Consider the following 17,233-nt stretch of genomic DNA (forward strand, 5'->3'; position numbering starts at 1 on the left):
GCACCTCCGGGTGACCGCCAGAAGATGGCTGCGGAAGTGGCGATTACGCGCGGTTAGGCCGTCGGAGCGCAGGACCGCCGGTACGATCCCTCCAGCGGTGCAGCACGGAACCTCTTGCCCGATGGCCCGTCGGCGTCAGGCGGTAAGGCATGATTAGCCGTCGCCAAGCGGTGGGTGGAAGGACTGCCCCAGATGACTGAACCCTCGCGAGAGGTTGAGCCCTCGGTCGAGTGCGAGTTGGTCGACCTGTCCCTGGTCGCTCTCGCGGAACTGCACCGAACCCAGCTGACGGAAGCCGAAGCCTGGGTCTCACGTCGTTTACGAGTTTCCGGCGGCAGCATCAGCGGTTACAGCGGCAAGTTCGCCGAACCGGACAACTCAGCGCCAACCACAGCACACGGGTCATGACGATCGGCTTGGCCGCCACCCGGCCTCGACACCGCCTGAGCGTAGACGGCTACCGAGCCCTCTCCGCCGGCCTCGGCGATGAGAAAGCCATTCGGCAGTTGCGGTCCACCGAGCGCAGCTGGCGCATGGTAGTGCTGTCGCTCCTGCTCAACAGGCTGGCCAGCGCTGGCGATCAATCCGGCAATCTGGTCCCGGCCAGTGAAGCCTGGCAACTGGTGGCGGCGGCCGACCGGGCCGATCCTGGTGTCACCGAGGACGTCCTAGCCCAGCCCCAGGTCGGAATCTGGGCCGCCCACCTACTGCGCCGCCTCAATGGCTGGGATCAGGGCAGCGGAACACCTCCGCTGTGGGCCGAGGCCGGGTATCTGCACACGCTGGCAGCAGCCGCCGCGATCCGTGCCGGTCTGACGTTCGAGCTGACGGTCCCGGCGCGTGACGGAATGGTAGTGCTACCCACGATCGGCTCGGCAGCCGTTCCGGACGCCGAGCCCTGGTCCACGGCTCATATCAGCTGCGTGAACGGAGTGTTCGAGGTCCTCGCCGCCGACGAAACCCCGGTGGGGCCGGGCACCGGTGCCTGGCGGCCGCCGATCATCGTGACCGCGACGGCGGACGGACTCGCCCTGTCCGTGGAACTGATGGACCGGGACCACTACCGGGACCTCCGCGGCCCGGCCGCGCCCCGATCACTGTCGCCCACCGAGGTCACCCGGTGGCAGCGGTTACTGGCCGAGGCCTGGTCCATCCTCGTCCGCGAACAGCCGGAACGCGCCCCGGCGATCGCCGCCACCTTGCGGGTGCTCACCCCGGTGCCGTCCCGCGAACGGTTCCGCTACCTGTCCGCCTCGGGCGGCGAGGCCTTCGGCAACGTTCTGCTGTCCGGTCTCGATGACGCCGTCGACCTAGCGGTTACCCTCGTCCACGAGACACAGCATCAGAAGCTGGGCGCTCTTCTCCATCTGCTCACATTCCATGACGAAGATGCGGATCGGCGGTACTACGCGCCGTGGCGTGACGACCCTCGGCCCTTGAGCGGCCTCCTGCAGGGCGTGTACGCCTTCGCCGGCATAACCGAGTTCTGGAGCCGGTACCAGTCGCCCAAACACGCGGATCTCGCCGGGTTCGAGCTGAGCCTGTGGCGTGGACAGACCTTGAGCGCGTTGCAGACCCTGATCGCCAGCGGCAGGCTCACCCTGCGCGGGCGACAGTTCCTCGAACTCCTACACAGCCCCGTTCAAGCGTGCCTCGACAAGCCCGTGCCCGGGCCAGTGGAACGCCTTGCCCGGATGGCCGCGATCGACCACCGCGCGATGTGGCGTGGCCACCACCTGGTCGTGGACCCGGCATCCGCAGAGGCGCTGGCGGATGCGTGGCGGCGAGGCAGGCCGGCCGTCGTCCCGGCAGGCAACTGCCGGGTGACCCCGTCGACCAGTCCCGAGGTCGGGCTGTTCGACACCCGCGCGGTGCTGATCCGGCATCAGCTCACCGACCCGGCCGCAATGAGACTGATGCGGGACAATCCCGATCTGTTAACCGCCACCGTGTCCGGTGCCCGGCCGGCCGACGCCCTGCTGATCTCCGGCGATCGGCGGGCCGCGCAGGCGGCGTACGCGGAAATCATCGCGGCGGACCCCGCGAGCGTCCATGCCTGGGTCGGTCTTGGGCTGGCCCGGTCGGAGCAGACCGGCGACGCGGCCGCCCGCGCCCTCCTGAGCAGACCGGAACTCGTCCGAGCGGTGGCGTCCCTGGTGGAACCCTCACCCGATCCGGTGCGGCTCGCCGCGTGGCTCGGCGCCGGGCTACCAGCGGAGTCGCTGGACATGCCGGTGCCTGCGGTCTGGCAGATCGCCTGAACGGCCGGCTACAGCGGCAACGGGTCGATGTCACAGTTGGCGCGGACCCCATCGGCCGCGCTGACCGTCGCGGGATGCCTCGCACCCAGGACCGCCCGGAATCGGAGGAGTGTGTCCGCCAGCAGCCGTTCACCGTCCTCGGCACGTCCGGTCCGCTGTAGGTCCCGGGCAAGATTCACCGCACAGGCCAGGGTCGTGGGATGGTTGACGCCGAGCAGGTCCCGGCATTGCCGCAGGACGATCGCGCCCAAGTCGCGCGCTTGGGCTACCTCACCGACGGCCTGGTAGGCGCTCGCAAGATTGATGCGGGCGTGCAGAACGTTCTGGTGGTTCGGGCCCAGCCGGTCGGTCAGCCGGGCGATCGACCGCTCGTCCAGCTGCCGTACGGTCTCGCTCTCCCCTTGCAGACGCATCGTGATCGCCAGGTTGACGTCGGCGCTGGCCGTGTGCGGATGGTCCGGGCCGTACAGCTGGCGCAGTTGCTCGGCCGCGAGTTCGCCCGCCTCACGGGCTGCCCCGAGGTTGCCCAGCACCCGCTGATCTATCGAGACGGTCAGTCGCGCCAGCGTGGTGTCCGGATAGCCCTCGCCGTACCGCTGCTGGTAGCGCAGCAGCACCCCTTCTGACATCGTCAGCGCGTTCGCCAGGTCACCGGCCTTCCGGCGGGTGACCGCCAGCTGCTGTGTCTGGCTGAGCAGCAGCGCATGGCGTTCGTCCGGCAGCAGGCTACGCACCAGGGTGACCAGGCTCTCCTGATCGGTACGGGCCGCCACGTGATCCCCGAGCTCGCGCCGGTCCAGATTGATGCCGCCCCGGGTGTTCAGGGTTTCCAGATGGTCCGCACCGAGCACTTGGACAAGCTGGGTGTAGGTCCGCTCGTCTAGCTGAAGTGCCCGGCTGAACAGCCCGGACAGCCGGAGGCTGACGGCGAGGTTGTGCGCGGCCCGGAGGGTGAACGGCTCGCCCTCGCCAAAACTGGCACGGGACCGCTCATAGACAGTCAGCGACCGGTCAAGTGCGCCAGAGAAGTCACCGGCCACCCGTAGATCGGCAGCGACCGAGCCGATAGCGTCCAGGGTCTCCTCACGGTCGTCGCCCAGCGCCTGCCGGTAGAGCTGCAAGGTGTCGGCGTTCAGCTCAGCCGCCGCACGGTAGTCACCGACGGTGAAATGCATGTAGCCCAACCAATTTGCCATCCGCAGCGTGTCGAGATGCGACGAACCCTCGACCCGGACCAGCACGTCGTACGCCTGTCGGGCCAGGTCCCGGGCACCCCGGAAGTCACCCCAGCGGGACAGGTACTTCGCCTCGTTGAGCACCAGGTCACGGACGTAGCCGTTCCGACACTGCGACGCATGCGACGCCAGCACGTGCGGGTACAGCTCCGCGTACCGTGGCCAGTGATCCGTCTCGTCGGGAAGGTTAGGGTCATTGGCGGCGAGCAGCAGATGCGCGCTGTGACGCAGCTCATCACGCTCGTCCGGGTCCATCTGGGCCACCAGCACCCGCTGCACCAAGCGGTGCATGTGCAGGGAGTTGGTGCGGTAGTCCACTCTCGCCAGCGAGTAGCGGCCGATGGTCCTCACCGCCTGGTTGAACCGGGTCGCGTTGCGCAGCACCGGGTCGAGGTCCGGATGGATCCCCAGGCCGCGCGCGTTGGACAGCAGGATGCGGCTGATCGGCTCGGGCGCGAAGAATGCGCACACCTGTAGCAGGCGCAACGCCGCAGGCTCCCGTTCCCGGAGCGCGATCAGCGACATACTCCAGGCGGCGGCGACCGCCTCCGGATAGTCCAGCGGTGCGGAGACCGCCGTGCCATCGGCGGCCGCCGTGGTCAGAGCCGGCCGTCCAGCGTCCAAGCGCCGCAGGTACTCGTCGGTCGTCATGCCGGTCTCGGCGACCCAAGCCGCAGCCAGCTCCACGGCGAGCGGAAGGTCGCCCAACGCCTCGGCCAGCCGGTCAGCGTCTCTCTCGGACAGCGCGCGCCCACGTCGCCGCCGCAACAGTAGGATGCTCTCCGCTCGGCTGAACACGTCGACCGGGATCGGGTTGGCCACCTCGCCCCACTCCGGGTTCCGTGACGTCACCATGATCTTGCCCGACTCTCCCGCCGGGAAGAACGGTTGAACGTCGTCGGGATGTACGGCGTTGTCGAACACCAGGAGCCAGGATGGCGACGGATCACCCTGGGTAAGCGCGTCGATGACAGCCGGGACCGCCGAACCCGCCAGCGGCGCGACCGGCAGGTTGAGGCGTTGTGCCAGCTCGACGAGTGCACTGCGGATCTGCGCAGGCCGCTCGGCGGGAATCCACCAAACGATGTCGTAGTCGTTCTGGTAGCGATGCACGTACTCGTTCGCCAGCTGGGATTTCCCCACCCCGCCGAATCCATGGATCGCCTCCGGCAGCACTGCGGTCGTCCCCGAGCTCAGCCGCGAGTGAAGGATGGCGAGCAGCTCGGCTCGGCCGGTGAAATTCGCGTTTCGCGGGGGAATGTTGCTGATGGTGGCGGCACGACGGCTCTCCCGCTCGGCGGACGACTCCACGCCACGGCCGAGATCGGTGTCCCCAGCGCGGTGCTGGTCGGGCCCGAGTAGCTCGTCGAGACGGGAGGCGGGAACGTCGGACCGATCCGACGGCGCCATGGTTACCAGCGTAGGGCGTGGCCCGGGGGCCGCGGGGCGATCAGCGAGAAGACTCCGCAGCCGGGCGGCCGCGACCAGGTGGGGCCCGCTCAACGCCTCGTTGACGGCCAGCTCGACCCGCAGAAACGGGCGGTTGCCCTCGGTTGGGCCGGGATGCTCGGCGGTGGCCGGCGCGGCGATCCGGCGGCTCAGGCCCTGGACGGCTTCCACCTCGGCGTGGAGTTCCGCCTCGACGATTCTGACAACGTCGATCGTCCGGTCGCGGTGCCCGTACTCCAGCAGCCGCTGCCGGACCCCACGGGTGAAATCGAAGGTCACCCTGGCCGGATCGGTGACCTCCTCGTCCGGCACGACAGCGCGGATCAGCCCACTGGTGAGCACCTCCGCCAGCTCTGCCGGGCCGGCTCGCGGCAGCCTCCGCGCGACGGCGAACATGGTACGGACGTTGAGCGGCGCAGCGGCAAGCGCGATCGCGAGCCGGACCGCAGTGGGCGAGGCCATCGCCCGGAACCGGGCTACCGCGTACTCCGCGGAGTGCTGGCCCACGTCGTCGTCCTGTACTGCGGTCATCCGCGGATGGCTGGCCGAGACGAGAATCGCCGGCATCGCCACCACACCAGGCCCGGTCCCCGCGACCAGGTCCGCCCAGCGGCGCACCCACCGGCCGTCGATCTCCAGCACCGGCACCGCGACCGGGTCGGCCAGCCGGGCCGTGTCCGGGTCCGCGGCATCGATCGCGGACCTGCTCCACGCTACTCGCGCGGTCGTGGCCATCTTGGTCGTGCGCAGCCAGGTCCGCCGCGGGTCGAGCGCGGTCTGCGACCACCGCTGCTGCGGTAACGGGTTCAGCAGTGCGACGACCATGCGCGACGACCAGAGCGCGACGGCCGACTGCGCCGCGCCGGTCCACCAGATCTCCGAGTATCCGTCGGTCAGGATCAACACGACGGTACGACCGGTGGGGTCGACGATGTTGGCTGGCGCCATCGTCGCCCGGCCGGAGACAGAGCCGATCCCGATACCGTCACGCCCGTCGGACGCCATGGTCCGCACGCGGATGTCCCGGAACACACCCTGCCGTTCGAGCAACGCGGAGATCGTGGCGACATAGCCGGACCAGATCCACATCGACGGCCCGGTGTCCACCAACAGCACGACACTCCACCGGCGCTCGACTGCGGGACGCATCACCGGCAGCCAGCGGCGGTCGATCACGCCACGTTCCGCTGTCGCCTCCTCGTCGATGACCATGTCCGTGCTGGACGGCACGTCCTGGCGCAGGCTCGCGAAGAAGTCGGCCCGTCCCTGTGTAACTGGAACGGCCGGCTGGTAACGGGTACGCGCCGAAGGCTCAGGCCGCGCCGCCTCAGCGACCCCGGCGTCGATGCCGGCACCGACGCCGGAGTCCGGCACCGACGGCTCCGGGTCTGCCGGGTCGGGCCCGCCGGGCGATGCCGCCGTGTCGGGAACGCCGCCTTCCGCAGCAGCTGCCTGGTCCGCCTCGTCCGGCCCTGCGGCCACTGTCCGCGTGGCTGCCTCGAAGCCGTCACGGCTGGCCAGCCACAGCGCATCCGCGATGTCTGACCAATGTAGTGAAGTCGGGCGCGGCCACTGCGAAGGTTCCATTACACACCCGTCGCGTACAGGTTGCGCCACACCGTGTCGAGCAGCCGGGTCCACTCCGCCTCGTTGCCGGCCGGGCGTGCCCCGGACGCCGCCAGGAAGACGGCGTTGAGGAGTTGGTCCGCCGCGAGCGTACCTTGTTCGCCACGCCGCTCGATGAAAGCCGTGATCAGCTGCCGCGCGTTCTCATCAGTTCTGGGAAAGTGCGCCGACACCAGATCGGCGAGCCGCTTCTCATCCGGGTCCGGCAGGTCGAGCCGGATACAGCGACGCAGGAACGGGGGCGGAAAGTCCCGCTCACCGTTCGACGTGATCACCACGACGGGGAACGCATGGCAGTGGACAATCCCTTCCCGGATGACGGCGCGGTGGCCAGGGTCGGCCGTGTGCACCTCAACCGCCGGCATCCGGTTCCTGGCCCGGATCAGCTCGGGAATCGAGAACATGCCGTCCTCGAAGACGTTCAGCAGGTCGTTCGGCAGATCGATGTCGCTCTTGTCGAGCTCGTCGATGAGCAGGACGCGGGGACGCCGGTACGGCAGCAACGCGGTGCCGAGCGGGCCGAGATGGATGAAGTCGCCGAGAACCGATTCGGGGCCATCCGGCGGCTGCTCACCGGCGGGCCGCTCCGCGGCGGCCTGCGCCCGGCCGATCGCGTCGTAGTCGTACAGGCCGGACTGCAGATTGGACCGGGACGTGATCGGCCAGTGCAGCACCCGGCCCAGCCGGAGATCCCGGGCAAGCTGATAGGCCAGGCTCGACTTGCCGACACCAGGACGCCCGGTGACCAGGAGCGGCCGGTACAGCCGCAGCGCCGTGTTGATCACGTCCAACTGGTCGCGGTCCGGGCGGGCAACGCCGGGGCTGCCCAGCCGGCGTGCGGTCTCGTCCGGGTCGTCTGGTGGATCCGGTAGGTCGGGACCACCGCTGAAAGCGCGCCACTGCGGCGGATCCGGCCAGGCGCCCTCCTCGGCTCCCAGCCGAGGGTGTCCCGATCCGTCGTACAGCCACCACCCCGCAGCCGGAGGCGGATTTTGCTGGTCCTGGTCAGTCATTACGAGCCTCTTTCGGTGCGCTGTCTGGTGGCCAGATACGTCCGGGCTGCCGATCCGGATCGTCCCACAAGATGGAGAATCCGTGCCCGACGTGCTGCTCCCGGTGCGCGGTGTCCTCGGTCCACGCCCGACGCCTCAGCTGGGCCATCCGCACCGGCAACTGCGCCAGCTCGGACTCCGCAGACGTCCCTACGCCCAGCAGCGCCGCCACCAGCGATCGGAGGCTCGAATCAACCACCTGACTCCGGTGCCAGATGAGAATCGGTAGACCGGCGCGGAGCCCGGCGAGCGCCTGGCTCTCACCGGTGCTCCTCGGCGTCGGCGGCTGGTTGAGGACCATGGCCACGATCCCGGCCTCGTCCTTCAGGATCGCCTCGAGCCGGATGTCGTTCTGATCGGGCTCGGCGTAGTAGATCGGGTGTGGGTGCCCGGAGCCGGCGGTCAACTGTCGCCAGCGGGATCGCCACAGGCGGTGCCACTGCCGGGCGTAGAGACGGTCGAGACTCCGGATCACCACCGGATAGTCCATCGCCAGTGGCGTCGGCGACGGCGACGAGAGCTCCTTACGCCAGGCGTCCACCGGCGTGTTGAGCAACTCCCAGGGTAGGACGAACTCGATCGTCACCGGGCCGTCCTTGTCCGCCCAGTCGCTCTCTGTCCGGAGGACGATGCGGTCGACCGCAGCCTCCAGACCGTCCCGCTCGACCCGCTGGTCCTCACCACGGATCGGCTGCCAGACCGGCGACGCCCATTGCCGCCAGTAGGAGACGATGTACGAGTCGTCGTCTCCGCCGTACTTCTCGAACTGAATCACCAGGTAGGCCATGCTGGGCCCCGGTGACGGCTCGGATCGGCGCGTTCGCAGGGCCGTCAACTGCGCTCCCATGCCCCAGTTGTCGGCCAGCGCTGCGGCCAGCGCCTGCAGCCGCGACGCCGCCTCGGGGGGCAGCAACGGTGCCACAGCGTCGAGAAACCGCAGCCAGGGCGGCATGCCATCGACGGCGTTGAGCCCGGACAGATGGGCGAGGACGTGCCACGCTGACGCGCAGTACGGTGGTGGCTCCGGTGATCTGGCCGCCACGAGCAGATGTCGCAGCACCTCACGCCCGCGCAGACGGTGCAACTCCTCCCGCAGCCACCAGACCTCGTGTCCCTCGAAGACCTCGGTCACATGCCACTCATCCACCAGCCGGTACACCTCGGCGACCCGCCGGGTGTTCGGCTCCAGCGCCTCCAGACACTCGGCCAGTGACCGGAGGGCTCCCGGCTGCTCAGCGCACGACTTCACCAGCTCGACCAACTGCAGATGGAGCACCTCGTGCTCGCGCCTGGACGGCGGACCGCCCAGTACGGTGTCGAGTTCCTGCAGAAAGAGCTGACGTCCTGCGGTACTGCGGATGGTGGGCGACTCCCCGAGGAGAGCAACGAGCCGTCCGCGGAGGCGCCACCGGTCATGCATGGCCGTCTTCGAACCATGATCGAAAGCAGGCGTCTCCGGCATGCGGCTGAGCACCGTCCAAAGCGTTGTAGCCGGCTACCGGCTTGGTCCACTGATGGCATGCTAATTGATCGGCGTACCCGCAACGCAAGCATCGAAGGCCACTCGCATACAGCAGACACGCCAAGCCGATAGGCGATCCACCATGTTCCATGCGATCGTGTCGTTCATGGCCAGTCCTTCTCGTACACACGCCATCGTCGTCGGGATCGACGAGTACCAAATCGGGACAGCGGCACGGCTGACCGGACCCGTTGACGACGCGATCCGGTTCACCCAGTGGTTCCTCAAGAGCGGCGTGCCGGCCACTAGACTGCACCTCGCGGTCACGCCGTGCCCTCCGGAGGCCGACGAGCTCCGAAGCGCCGGCGTCGACGTCCGTAGCGCCAGCAAAGCCGACATCCACCGCCTGCTCACCCGTGACCTGCCGAAGTGGGACGGCGACCTGCTGTGGGTAGTCTGGGGCGGACACGGCGCCGTCGACGAACTACGGCGGCGGCGCCTCTACTACGCTGACTCCACCCACGCCGACCCGGCAACCCTCGACCTCGAATCGGCGATGGCCATGGCTGCGAGCAGCTACATCCCCGCGTTCGATCGACAGATCTGGGTCATTGACGCCTGTCAAACTCACGGCGTCGCAGCCAGACCACGCTGGGTGGCCGGGACCGAGACGTTCCCGCTCGGCACTCCGGAACAAACCCGCGACCAGGACGCGCTGTTCGCAGCCAGCCTGGGACAACCAGCGCTGAACCTGACGGCCGCGCGCACCGGCCTGTTCAGCGCCGAGGTCCTGCGCGAACTCGAAGCCGTCGACCAAGGGCCGTGGCCGCCCGACATCGACGCGCTCACCGCCCGGCTCCGGGAGCACTTCACCCGACTGCGCAACAGCGGCGTCCACGGACAGACACCTACCTACCTGTGGTACCGCAGTCGGCACGGCGACGAGGGACAGCTGCTGCAGTCCGGCCCGGCACCAGCCACGCCCACCCACTCGGCCCGGGTCGACCTGCGGCTGCTGGGCACCGCTGCCGACGCCCTGGTGATGATCGACGAGTTCGTCCGCATGGACACACGCGAGGAAATACTGTCTACGCTGCGCCGCAGCATCTACGCGTCGATCAATCGGCAGGCCAACGCCCGGCTGGAGGCCATTAGCGCGCTTCGGACCTGCAGCCGTTACTCCGGCGGCTTGTCAGAACTGGTGGAAGCGGTCCGCTTCTTCAGCAGCGACACCACCCGCGCCGACAACTTCGCAGCCGCCGCACACCGACTCACCGCCGCCAGCTGATCACCGAACGCACGCCCTCGCCGATCTAGCGGAGAAGACCCGGCCGAACCGGGCCACCGTCGAACTGCCCGGTTGGTAGGGCGACAACGGCAGGCCGTTCCAGCGGACGCGTACCGTTTCGCAGATGAGCGAGGCAGGAAACCGGGTGAGCAGCCCAGATCAGACGAGCGGTACGGACGTACCGCAGCTGCTGACCGCGGCGCGTGCCGGCGACGGCACCGCCTTCGGCCACCTCGTCGGCCCGCTCCGCGACGAACTGCACGCACACTGCTACCGGATGCTCGGCTCGGTGCACGACGCCGACGACGCGGTCCAGGAAACCTTCGGGCCCTGACCATCATCGAGCGTCGCGGACGACGGGAACTCCCCACCGACCTGAGCCCACAGGGGGCACCCCTGGCCGAGACGGTGTGGCTGGGTCCGTACCCGGACCAGCCGGCCGCACCGACGGCGTCGCGCAGCCCGGAAGCGCAGATCATCGCCCAGGAAAGCGTCGAGCTGGCGTTCGTCGCGGCCCTGCAACACCTGTCGGCCACGCAGCGCGCCGTCCTGCTGCTCCGCGACGTACTCGCCTACCCCGCCAGCGACGTCGCCGACCTGCTGGACACGACCGTCCCCGCCGTCAACAGCGCCCTGCAACGCGCCCGCAGAGCCGTCGCCGAGCTGCATCCGACCCCCAGCCAGCAGCGGACCCTGGCCGCGCTCGGCGACGCCGCACAGCGCGAGCTCGCCCGACGGTACGCGGCCGCGTGGCAGGCGAACGACGTCGACACCATCGTGGCGATGCTGACCGAGGACGCGCGCTACTCGATGCCGCCGATGACCACCTGGTACGACGGACGCGACGCGATCCGCCCCTTCCTGGTCGACGTGGTGCTGCGGCACCGCTGGCGGTTCCTGCCGACCCGGGCCAACGGGCAACTCGCCTTCGGCACGTACCTGTGGAACGACGACCGGGACGCGTACGTCCCCGCCGGCCTGGACGTGCTCACGCTGCGCGGACAGCAGGTCGCCGAGGTGGTCGCGTTCCTCGACGCCGACTTCCCGACCTTCGGCCTACCCGCCCTGCTGACCGGCTGACCGGCCGGCCTGTCGGGCCGGTGTGGCGCTGCGCGATGAGTTTGCGGCCCGGCCGGGGTGGTAGTGCCGACGGACACGCCGACCGGAAGGACACCACCGACCATGGCCACCACCGAAGAACAGATCCGTACGCTGATCGGACGTTGGACGGCGGCGGTCCAGCGCCGCGACCTGGCGGCCGTCCTGGCCGACCACGCCGACGACATCGTGATGTTCGACGTCCCACCACCGCAGCAGGGGGTACGCGGCATTGACGCCTACCGGGAGAGCTGGCCGCCGTTCTTCCAGTGGCTGGCCGGCGGAGGTGGGGTGTTCGAGATCGAATCGCTGGAGGTCGCCGCAGGCGACGACGTCGCTTTCGCGTACGCGCTGCTGCGCTGCGGCACCGAGGCGAGCTTCGCCGAGCAGCCGGACGTCCGGCTGCGATTGACCCTCGGCCTGCGGAGGCAGAACGGCCGGTGGATCGTCGCCCACGAGCACCATTCGTTCCCACTGGCCGACACCACCCCGCAGGACCCGGCCCCGGATCAGGGCGCGGCCCAAGCCGAACAGGACCTACGCCAGCTGCACCAGGACTGGTTCGACGCCACCACGGCGAAGGACCTCGACCGGCTGACCGCCCCGATCGCCGACGACGTCGTCTCCTGACGAACACGAGCAACCTCTGCGGTCCTGAACCACGTCCGGTTGGAGCCGGCCGAAGCGACGCCCTCCGGCAGCTGGTCGCGCCGGACCCGCGTCCTCCAACGTCGGGATGGCGCGTGGCGGACGGTCCACCAGCACCTTTCGTACCCTACGACCCGTCGACTGGCGCCAAACTCGGTCCTGAGCTGGTAGCCGTACTTGGGGCCGTCGGCGAAGAGAGCCAACAGCCCCACCGCGCCGCAGTTCGCTACATACCGGACACGCGACCAAGTAGGTAGTTGCCCAGTAAGCATTCCCCCTCGATGCGGCGGTACACGTCTCGTGTCTCCACCCGGTACGGTGGCAAGCCATGCACGCGCTGAAGCCCTGGCATCTGGCCGTACTGCTGCTCACCGGTCTACTGTTCGTCGGCGGTACCACAGCAGTCATCGCCGCTCTTCTCGTGGCCGCCAAACGGGGCAAACGCTAAACCCGCAAAAGCCTCTTCCGCGTACGCTGCGAGCGACCTTGGCCGGTCTCGTCGTAAGCGCAGAGCCGGGGTCAATCCCCGCATTCGCGGGGAGCAAGCCGGACATCCGGGTCCGGCGAGGATCGCAACAGGACCATCCCCGCGCGCGCAGGGAGCAGTTGACGACGGCGGTACTGGACCGGCCGCCGCTGGGACCATCCCTGCGTACGCGGGGAGCAGCCTGGTAGATGTCGACCCGAGACCTGACCGCAGGGACCATCCCCGCGTGCGCGGGGAGCAGACGATGGTGTCGAGGGGATCGACCAACCGCGCGGGACCATCCCCGCGTGCGCGGGGAGCAGTAGATCGTGCCCGTGTCCCCGTTGATGAGCCAGGGACCATCCCCGCGCGGGAAGCAGCAGCAGCTGTTCCGGCTGGTCGGCTGGAATCCGGGACCATCCCCGCGTGCGCGGGGAGCAGGCGACCAGGCCGACGCGCTGCACCACGCTGCGGGGACCATCCCCGCGTGCGCGGGGAGCAGCTGGACGCCGGCGTGTACGGGTCGTCGTTCCGGGGACCATCCCCGCGTGCGCGGGGAGCAGCGAGTCGGCCCCCTGCGACGACCGCTTGATCCGGGACCATCCCCGCGTGCGCGGGGAGCAGGCGAAAGCCCGTGGTGCGGTGCGGAACCAGGTGGGACCATCCCCGCGTGCGCGGGGAGCAGTCGATGGCCGACGTGGCACCCGAGGCGGCCATGGGACCATCCCCGCGTGCGCGGGGAGCAGACCGCGTTGAGCACCATGTCGATGCCCCGGTAGGGACCATCCCCGCGTGCGCGGGGAGCAGTGGCCGTCGCCGGTGCCGTCCTTACGGATGCTGGGACCATCCCCGCGTGCGCGGGGAGCAGACCCCCCTGAGCCGCACGGATAGCCACGTGTCGGGACCATCCCCGCGTGCGCGGGGAGCAGCGAATCGCCGGTCAGGCTCCGCGAGTCGACCAGGGACCATCCCCGCGTGCGCGGGGAGCAGGTGCCATTGGTCTGCTTCGCGGCCCGCGTTGAGGGACCATCCCCGCGTGCGCGGGGAGCAGGTGCCATTGGTCTGCTTCGCGGCCCGCGTTGAGGGACCATCCCCGCGTGCGCGGGGAGCAGGTGCTCGGCAACGCCGGCTTGGACCTAGCGTGGGGACCATCCCCGCGTGCGCGGGGAGCAGCATTCCCCTGAGTCTCGGGAAAGGTGCGCGGGGGACCATCCCCGCGTGCGCGGGGAGCAGGCAAGGGGAATCGAAAGGCCACAGGCGGCTATGGAACCATCCCCGCGTGCGCGGGGAGCAGCGCTCGCGCGGCCGGGCCAGATCGTCAGATCGGGGACCATCCCCGCGTGCGCGGGGAGCAGTCTTCGCCGGGTATTCGGGCGCGTCCTGCTCGAGGACCATCCCCGCGTGCGCGGGGAGCAGTTCCCGGTCGAGCCGTTCCCGGAGCCAGTCCAGGGACCATCCCCGCGTGCGCGGGGAGCAGATCGACCCGATCCGTATCGACGGGCTGCAGCCGGGACCATCCCCGCGTGCGCGGGGAGCAGCACCCCACCAGCTAAGCCGCTCTGAGGCAGAGTGGACCATCCCCGCGTGCGCGGGGAGCAGGGAGCAGACGTAGCTGGGCTGGTCTGGCGTCGGGGACCATCCCCGCGTGCGCGGGGAGCAGACGACACGGCCTCGTGGCCGGCGGCGTCCTGGGGGACCATCCCCGCGTGCGCGGGGAGCAGCCGAGAGCCAGCATCGCTTCGTCGAGATCGACGGGACCATCCCCGCGTGCGCGGGGAGCAGCACTGTGGGTGCAATTCGGGTGGAATAGTCCGCGGACCATCCCCGCGTGCGCGGGGAGCAGCTGCATGTAGCCGTTCGACCAGTCGCTGATCGCGGACCATCCCCGCGTGCGCGGGGAGCAGGATGCGGGGGCGCAGGCCGACTGAACCCCGCTGGGACCATCCCCGCGTGCGCGGGGAGCAGGTCCTGGACCAGGTCAGTCAGGTCCAGGAGAAGGGACCATCCCCGCGTGCGCGGGGAGCAGGGGACCGCCGTACACGCCTGGCTGGCGGACGCGGGACCATCCCCGCGTGCGCGGGGAGCAGCCGGCGGCCGCGGCGATGTTGTCGAGCACCGCGGGACCATCCCCGCGTGCGCGGGGAGCAGATCACGCGCTGCGTAGTGGCCACAGCTGCCGCGGGACCATCCCCGCGTGCGCGGGGAGCAGGTCATCAAGTCCGCTGACCTACCGCCGTTCCCGGGACCATCCCCGCGTGCGCGGGGAGCAGATCGACAACTACCGGCTGATCGCCGCCGAACTGGGACCATCCCCGCGTGCGCGGGGAGCAGGTCGACGATTTCGCGGGCGCAGTTTCCAACAAGGGACCATCCCCGCGTGCGCGGGGAGCAGCAGCGGCTGTTCCGCGCGGAGGTCAGCGGCCTGGGACCATCCCCGCGTGCGCGGGGAGCAGATCGCCGGCCTGGAGTCGGAGGTGCGGGAGCTGGGACCATCCCCGCGTGCGCGGGGAGCAGAGCGAGCACAACCCGCGCGGGTTGCCTGAGCTGGGACCATCCCCGCGTGCGCGGGGAGCAGGCTTGTTGAACTGGGCGTTTAAGGGCTCGGGGCCCGGTTTTCATTCACTTTGGTTTGGCTCCTGTCGATCAGTGGACCGGGTGGAGGCGCGTCGGGCGAATCGGCGCCGCTTGGACGCTTTGCTCCACCCCGTTGGCGGTGCGGCGGCAACGGCGGCGGGTTCGGCCGGCCGGCGCATCAACATGATGCCGTCGAAGTCGACCGGGTGCCAGTGGTGGTCGTGCACCTTGAACGACAGCCGCTGCTCACCGCGTACCTGGTAGACCATCAGGGCACGGCCAGGGCCGGCGAGTTCGACGACTCTGCCCCAGAGCCGGTCGCGTACCCGGGCGGTGACGTGACCGACGTACACGCCGGCCGAGATCTCCAGCAGCCACTGCGTCAGGTGACCGCGTAGGCCCGCCGGGCAGGCGGTGAGGACGATGACGACCATCAGAAGTCGACCTCGTACTCGTCGGCGTAGTTGATGCCGCTGGGCATCTCGACACCGGACTCGTCCCAGAGGTTGACGACGTCCTCACCGAAGGCGTGCCCGTCCGGCTCGTCACCGGCGGACGGCGGCAGAAGCAGTCTGCGGACGTCGTAGGCGCACCGGTCGAGCAGGTTCAGCTCGAACAGCTTGTCGCGGACGGCGCGGCGGGTGTCCGCCGGTACGTCGATCGATCCGCCTGCCACGACGTCGAACGCGACCGGGATGCTCACTTCTGCCTTGTACAGGTCGGCGATGTCGTAGACGAAGGACCGTTCGTGGCCGGTGTGGATGAAGCCGAGGCCGGGTGCCGCGCCGAGGGCGACGATGACGGCGTGGACGACCCCGTACAGGCAAACGTGCGCGGCGGACAGCGCCTGGTTGATCGGGTCGGATCCGGCGAAGTTCTCCGGGTCGTAGTCCCGGTGGGTCCAGGTCACCTTGGTACGCCGGGCGTGTTCCCGGTAGATGCGTCTGACCCGTGCCCCTTCCCTGCCCCGCAACTGCTGCATGGTCAGCTTGTCGGTGTCCTCGTCCGGGAAGCGCATGTCATACATGGCGCGGGCCACGGTGAGCCGCCGGTCCCGGTGGGACACGGCGGCGGCCTGGGCGACGAGCAGCCGGCTGGACCGGGCCAGCGATCGGCCATGGGCGTAGTAGCGCACGCCCTGCTCTCCGACCCAGACGACGGTGGCTCCGTTGTCGGCGAGCAGCATCATCGCCTGGTGGGTGACGGTGGTGCCGGGGCCGAGCAGCAGCACTCCGAGGCTCGCAGCCGCGATGTGCACGGTCCCTTTGGCGTCGGTCGCGGTGATGGCGTTGCTGTCCCGGTGGATGACGCAGCGTTCCTGGTAGATGAAGCTGATCCGGTCCTGGGCGCGGACCAGGTCGGGTAGCTCCGGAGGCCGTACGCCGGGGATCTTCATCGTGCGGCGTCGGCGGGGGCCAGGGTCATCAACCCGCAGCCGTACGCCTTGGCGTGCCCGATGCCGGCGGTGAGCACGCGACGCAGGGCCTGCGGGTCGCGGACGGCGAGGACGCCGTCGTAGGTGACGGTACGGATGACGACCGGGCGGTCTCCCCCGCGTCGCCCGAAGCTCTGGGTGGTCTGGTTGTGCAGGATCAGGTTCAGGTCGTCGTCGGTGCCGCGCAGGATCTCGAACCCGTTGGGTTCGGCGCGTTTGACCAGCCACTGGGTCTGCTGTTGGACGGTGACGTGGCCGTACCGTTTGGTGTCGGCGGTGGGGTCCTTGGGTCGGCCGTCGCGGACCGGGTTGGCGGTGAGGCGGAACGCCCACTGCTGTCCGGCGGCGAGCTGGTCGAGGAAGCCGCCGTACGGTCGGGTCTGCCACCGTTCGCCGGTGGTTGGCCAGCCGGCCTGTTCGACGAGGTGGGTCAGGTCGGGTCGGCCGGGGCTGACGATGTAGAGCACCGGCTGGTTGCCGGTGGTGTCGAGCCGCCACAGGGTGCGACGGCCGTCGCGGGTGTGGTCGGCGTCGTCGGCGAAGCCGGACATGACGGCGGCGTGCATGACCTGTGGCGAGCCGAGGAGTCGTCGGCTGTCCCGACGTGCCTTGTTGAGTCGGAACCGGGTGAGGTACACG

At 69.6% G+C, this 17,233-nt stretch carries 8 protein-coding genes, 2 pseudogenes and 1 CRISPR repeat array; of the genes and pseudogenes, 4 read left to right on the top strand and 6 right to left on the bottom strand.

Translation table 11 applies throughout. The features are described from left to right. Positions 1–533 precede the first annotated feature (533 nt). Positions 534–2,261: an HEXXH motif domain-containing protein gene (locus O7629_RS12905; protein WP_278169406.1), complete on the top strand. Its 1,728-nt coding sequence runs from the start codon at positions 534–536 to the stop codon at positions 2,259–2,261. 8 nt (positions 2,262–2,269) lie between these two features. On the opposite strand, the gene fxsT is transcribed toward O7629_RS12905, so the two are convergent. The 3 genes from fxsT to O7629_RS12920 are packed head-to-tail and all read right to left on the bottom strand — an operon-like array spanning position 2,270 to position 9,043. Next, positions 2,270–6,562, bottom strand: coding sequence for an FxSxx-COOH system tetratricopeptide repeat protein (gene fxsT / locus O7629_RS12910; RefSeq protein ID WP_278169407.1), 4,293 nt, complete (start codon positions 6,560–6,562; stop codon positions 2,270–2,272). Then, the gene (locus O7629_RS12915; protein WP_278169408.1) at positions 6,532–7,584 is read right to left on the bottom strand and encodes a MoxR family ATPase; all 1,053 of its coding nucleotides are present in this window, start codon (positions 7,582–7,584) and stop codon (positions 6,532–6,534) included. The genes fxsT and O7629_RS12915 overlap by 31 nt, the downstream gene beginning before the upstream one ends. After that, positions 7,577–9,043 (bottom strand): hypothetical protein, encoded by a 1,467-nt coding sequence (locus O7629_RS12920; RefSeq protein ID WP_278169409.1) that lies wholly within the window; start codon positions 9,041–9,043, stop codon positions 7,577–7,579. The genes O7629_RS12915 and O7629_RS12920 overlap by 8 nt, the downstream gene beginning before the upstream one ends. A gap of 208 nt (positions 9,044–9,251) precedes the next feature. Here O7629_RS12920 and O7629_RS12925 point away from each other — a divergent pair, with 208 nt between their 5' ends. From O7629_RS12925 to O7629_RS12935, 3 genes and pseudogenes are all read left to right on the top strand, one after another. Next, positions 9,252–10,373: a hypothetical protein gene (locus tag O7629_RS12925; protein ID WP_278174514.1), complete on the top strand. Its 1,122-nt coding sequence runs from the start codon at positions 9,252–9,254 to the stop codon at positions 10,371–10,373. A gap of 124 nt (positions 10,374–10,497) precedes the next feature. Continuing rightward, a pseudogene (locus tag O7629_RS12930) lies at positions 10,498–11,453 on the top strand (RNA polymerase subunit sigma-70). A gap of 102 nt (positions 11,454–11,555) precedes the next feature. Further along, positions 11,556–12,265 (top strand): annotated as a pseudogene (locus tag O7629_RS12935) (nuclear transport factor 2 family protein); the annotation flags it as partial. A 370-nt stretch (positions 12,266–12,635) separates the two neighbouring features. Continuing rightward, a CRISPR array of direct repeats spans positions 12,636–15,160; the repeat unit is 28 nt; unit sequence GGACCATCCCCGCGTGCGCGGGGAGCAG. Positions 15,161–15,200: 40 nt separating this feature from the next. Here the strand turns inward: O7629_RS12935 and cas2e are convergent. Genes cas2e through cas6e form a run of 3 tightly spaced genes read right to left on the bottom strand, consistent with a single transcriptional unit; the run spans position 15,201 to position 17,232 of the window. After that, entirely contained in the window at positions 15,201–15,593 is a 393-nt protein-coding gene (cas2e, locus tag O7629_RS12940; protein WP_278169410.1) for a type I-E CRISPR-associated endoribonuclease Cas2e, read from the bottom strand. Beyond that, complete coding sequence (gene cas1e, locus O7629_RS12945; RefSeq protein WP_278169411.1) at positions 15,593–16,555, bottom strand: type I-E CRISPR-associated endonuclease Cas1e; 963 nt, start codon at positions 16,553–16,555, stop codon at positions 15,593–15,595. Before cas1e ends, cas2e begins: the two co-directional genes overlap by 1 nt. Next, complete coding sequence (gene cas6e, locus O7629_RS12950) at positions 16,552–17,232, bottom strand: type I-E CRISPR-associated protein Cas6/Cse3/CasE (protein ID WP_278169412.1); 681 nt, start codon at positions 17,230–17,232, stop codon at positions 16,552–16,554. Before cas6e ends, cas1e begins: the two co-directional genes overlap by 4 nt. Position 17,233 lies beyond the last annotated feature (1 nt).

Source organism: Solwaraspora sp. WMMD792 (genome assembly GCF_029626105.1).
In the GTDB taxonomy this organism is placed as follows: domain Bacteria; phylum Actinomycetota; class Actinomycetes; order Mycobacteriales; family Micromonosporaceae; genus Micromonospora_E.

What these genes read in the sequence shown, in the direction of transcription:
- O7629_RS12920 (WP_278169409.1), bottom strand. Translation starts at nt 9,043, where the DNA reads ATGCATGACCGGTGGCGCCTCCGCGGACGGCTCGTTGCTCTCCTCGGG.
- O7629_RS12915 (WP_278169408.1), bottom strand. Translation starts at nt 7,584, where the DNA reads ATGACTGACCAGGACCAGCAAAATCCGCCTCCGGCTGCGGGGTGGTGG.
- O7629_RS12925 (WP_278174514.1), top strand. Translation starts at nt 9,252, where the DNA reads ATGGCCAGTCCTTCTCGTACACACGCCATCGTCGTCGGGATCGACGAG.
- cas2e (WP_278169410.1), bottom strand. Translation starts at nt 15,593, where the DNA reads ATGGTCGTCATCGTCCTCACCGCCTGCCCGGCGGGCCTACGCGGTCAC.
- cas1e (WP_278169411.1), bottom strand. Translation starts at nt 16,555, where the DNA reads ATGAAGATCCCCGGCGTACGGCCTCCGGAGCTACCCGACCTGGTCCGC.
- O7629_RS12905 (WP_278169406.1), top strand. Translation starts at nt 534, where the DNA reads ATGGTAGTGCTGTCGCTCCTGCTCAACAGGCTGGCCAGCGCTGGCGAT.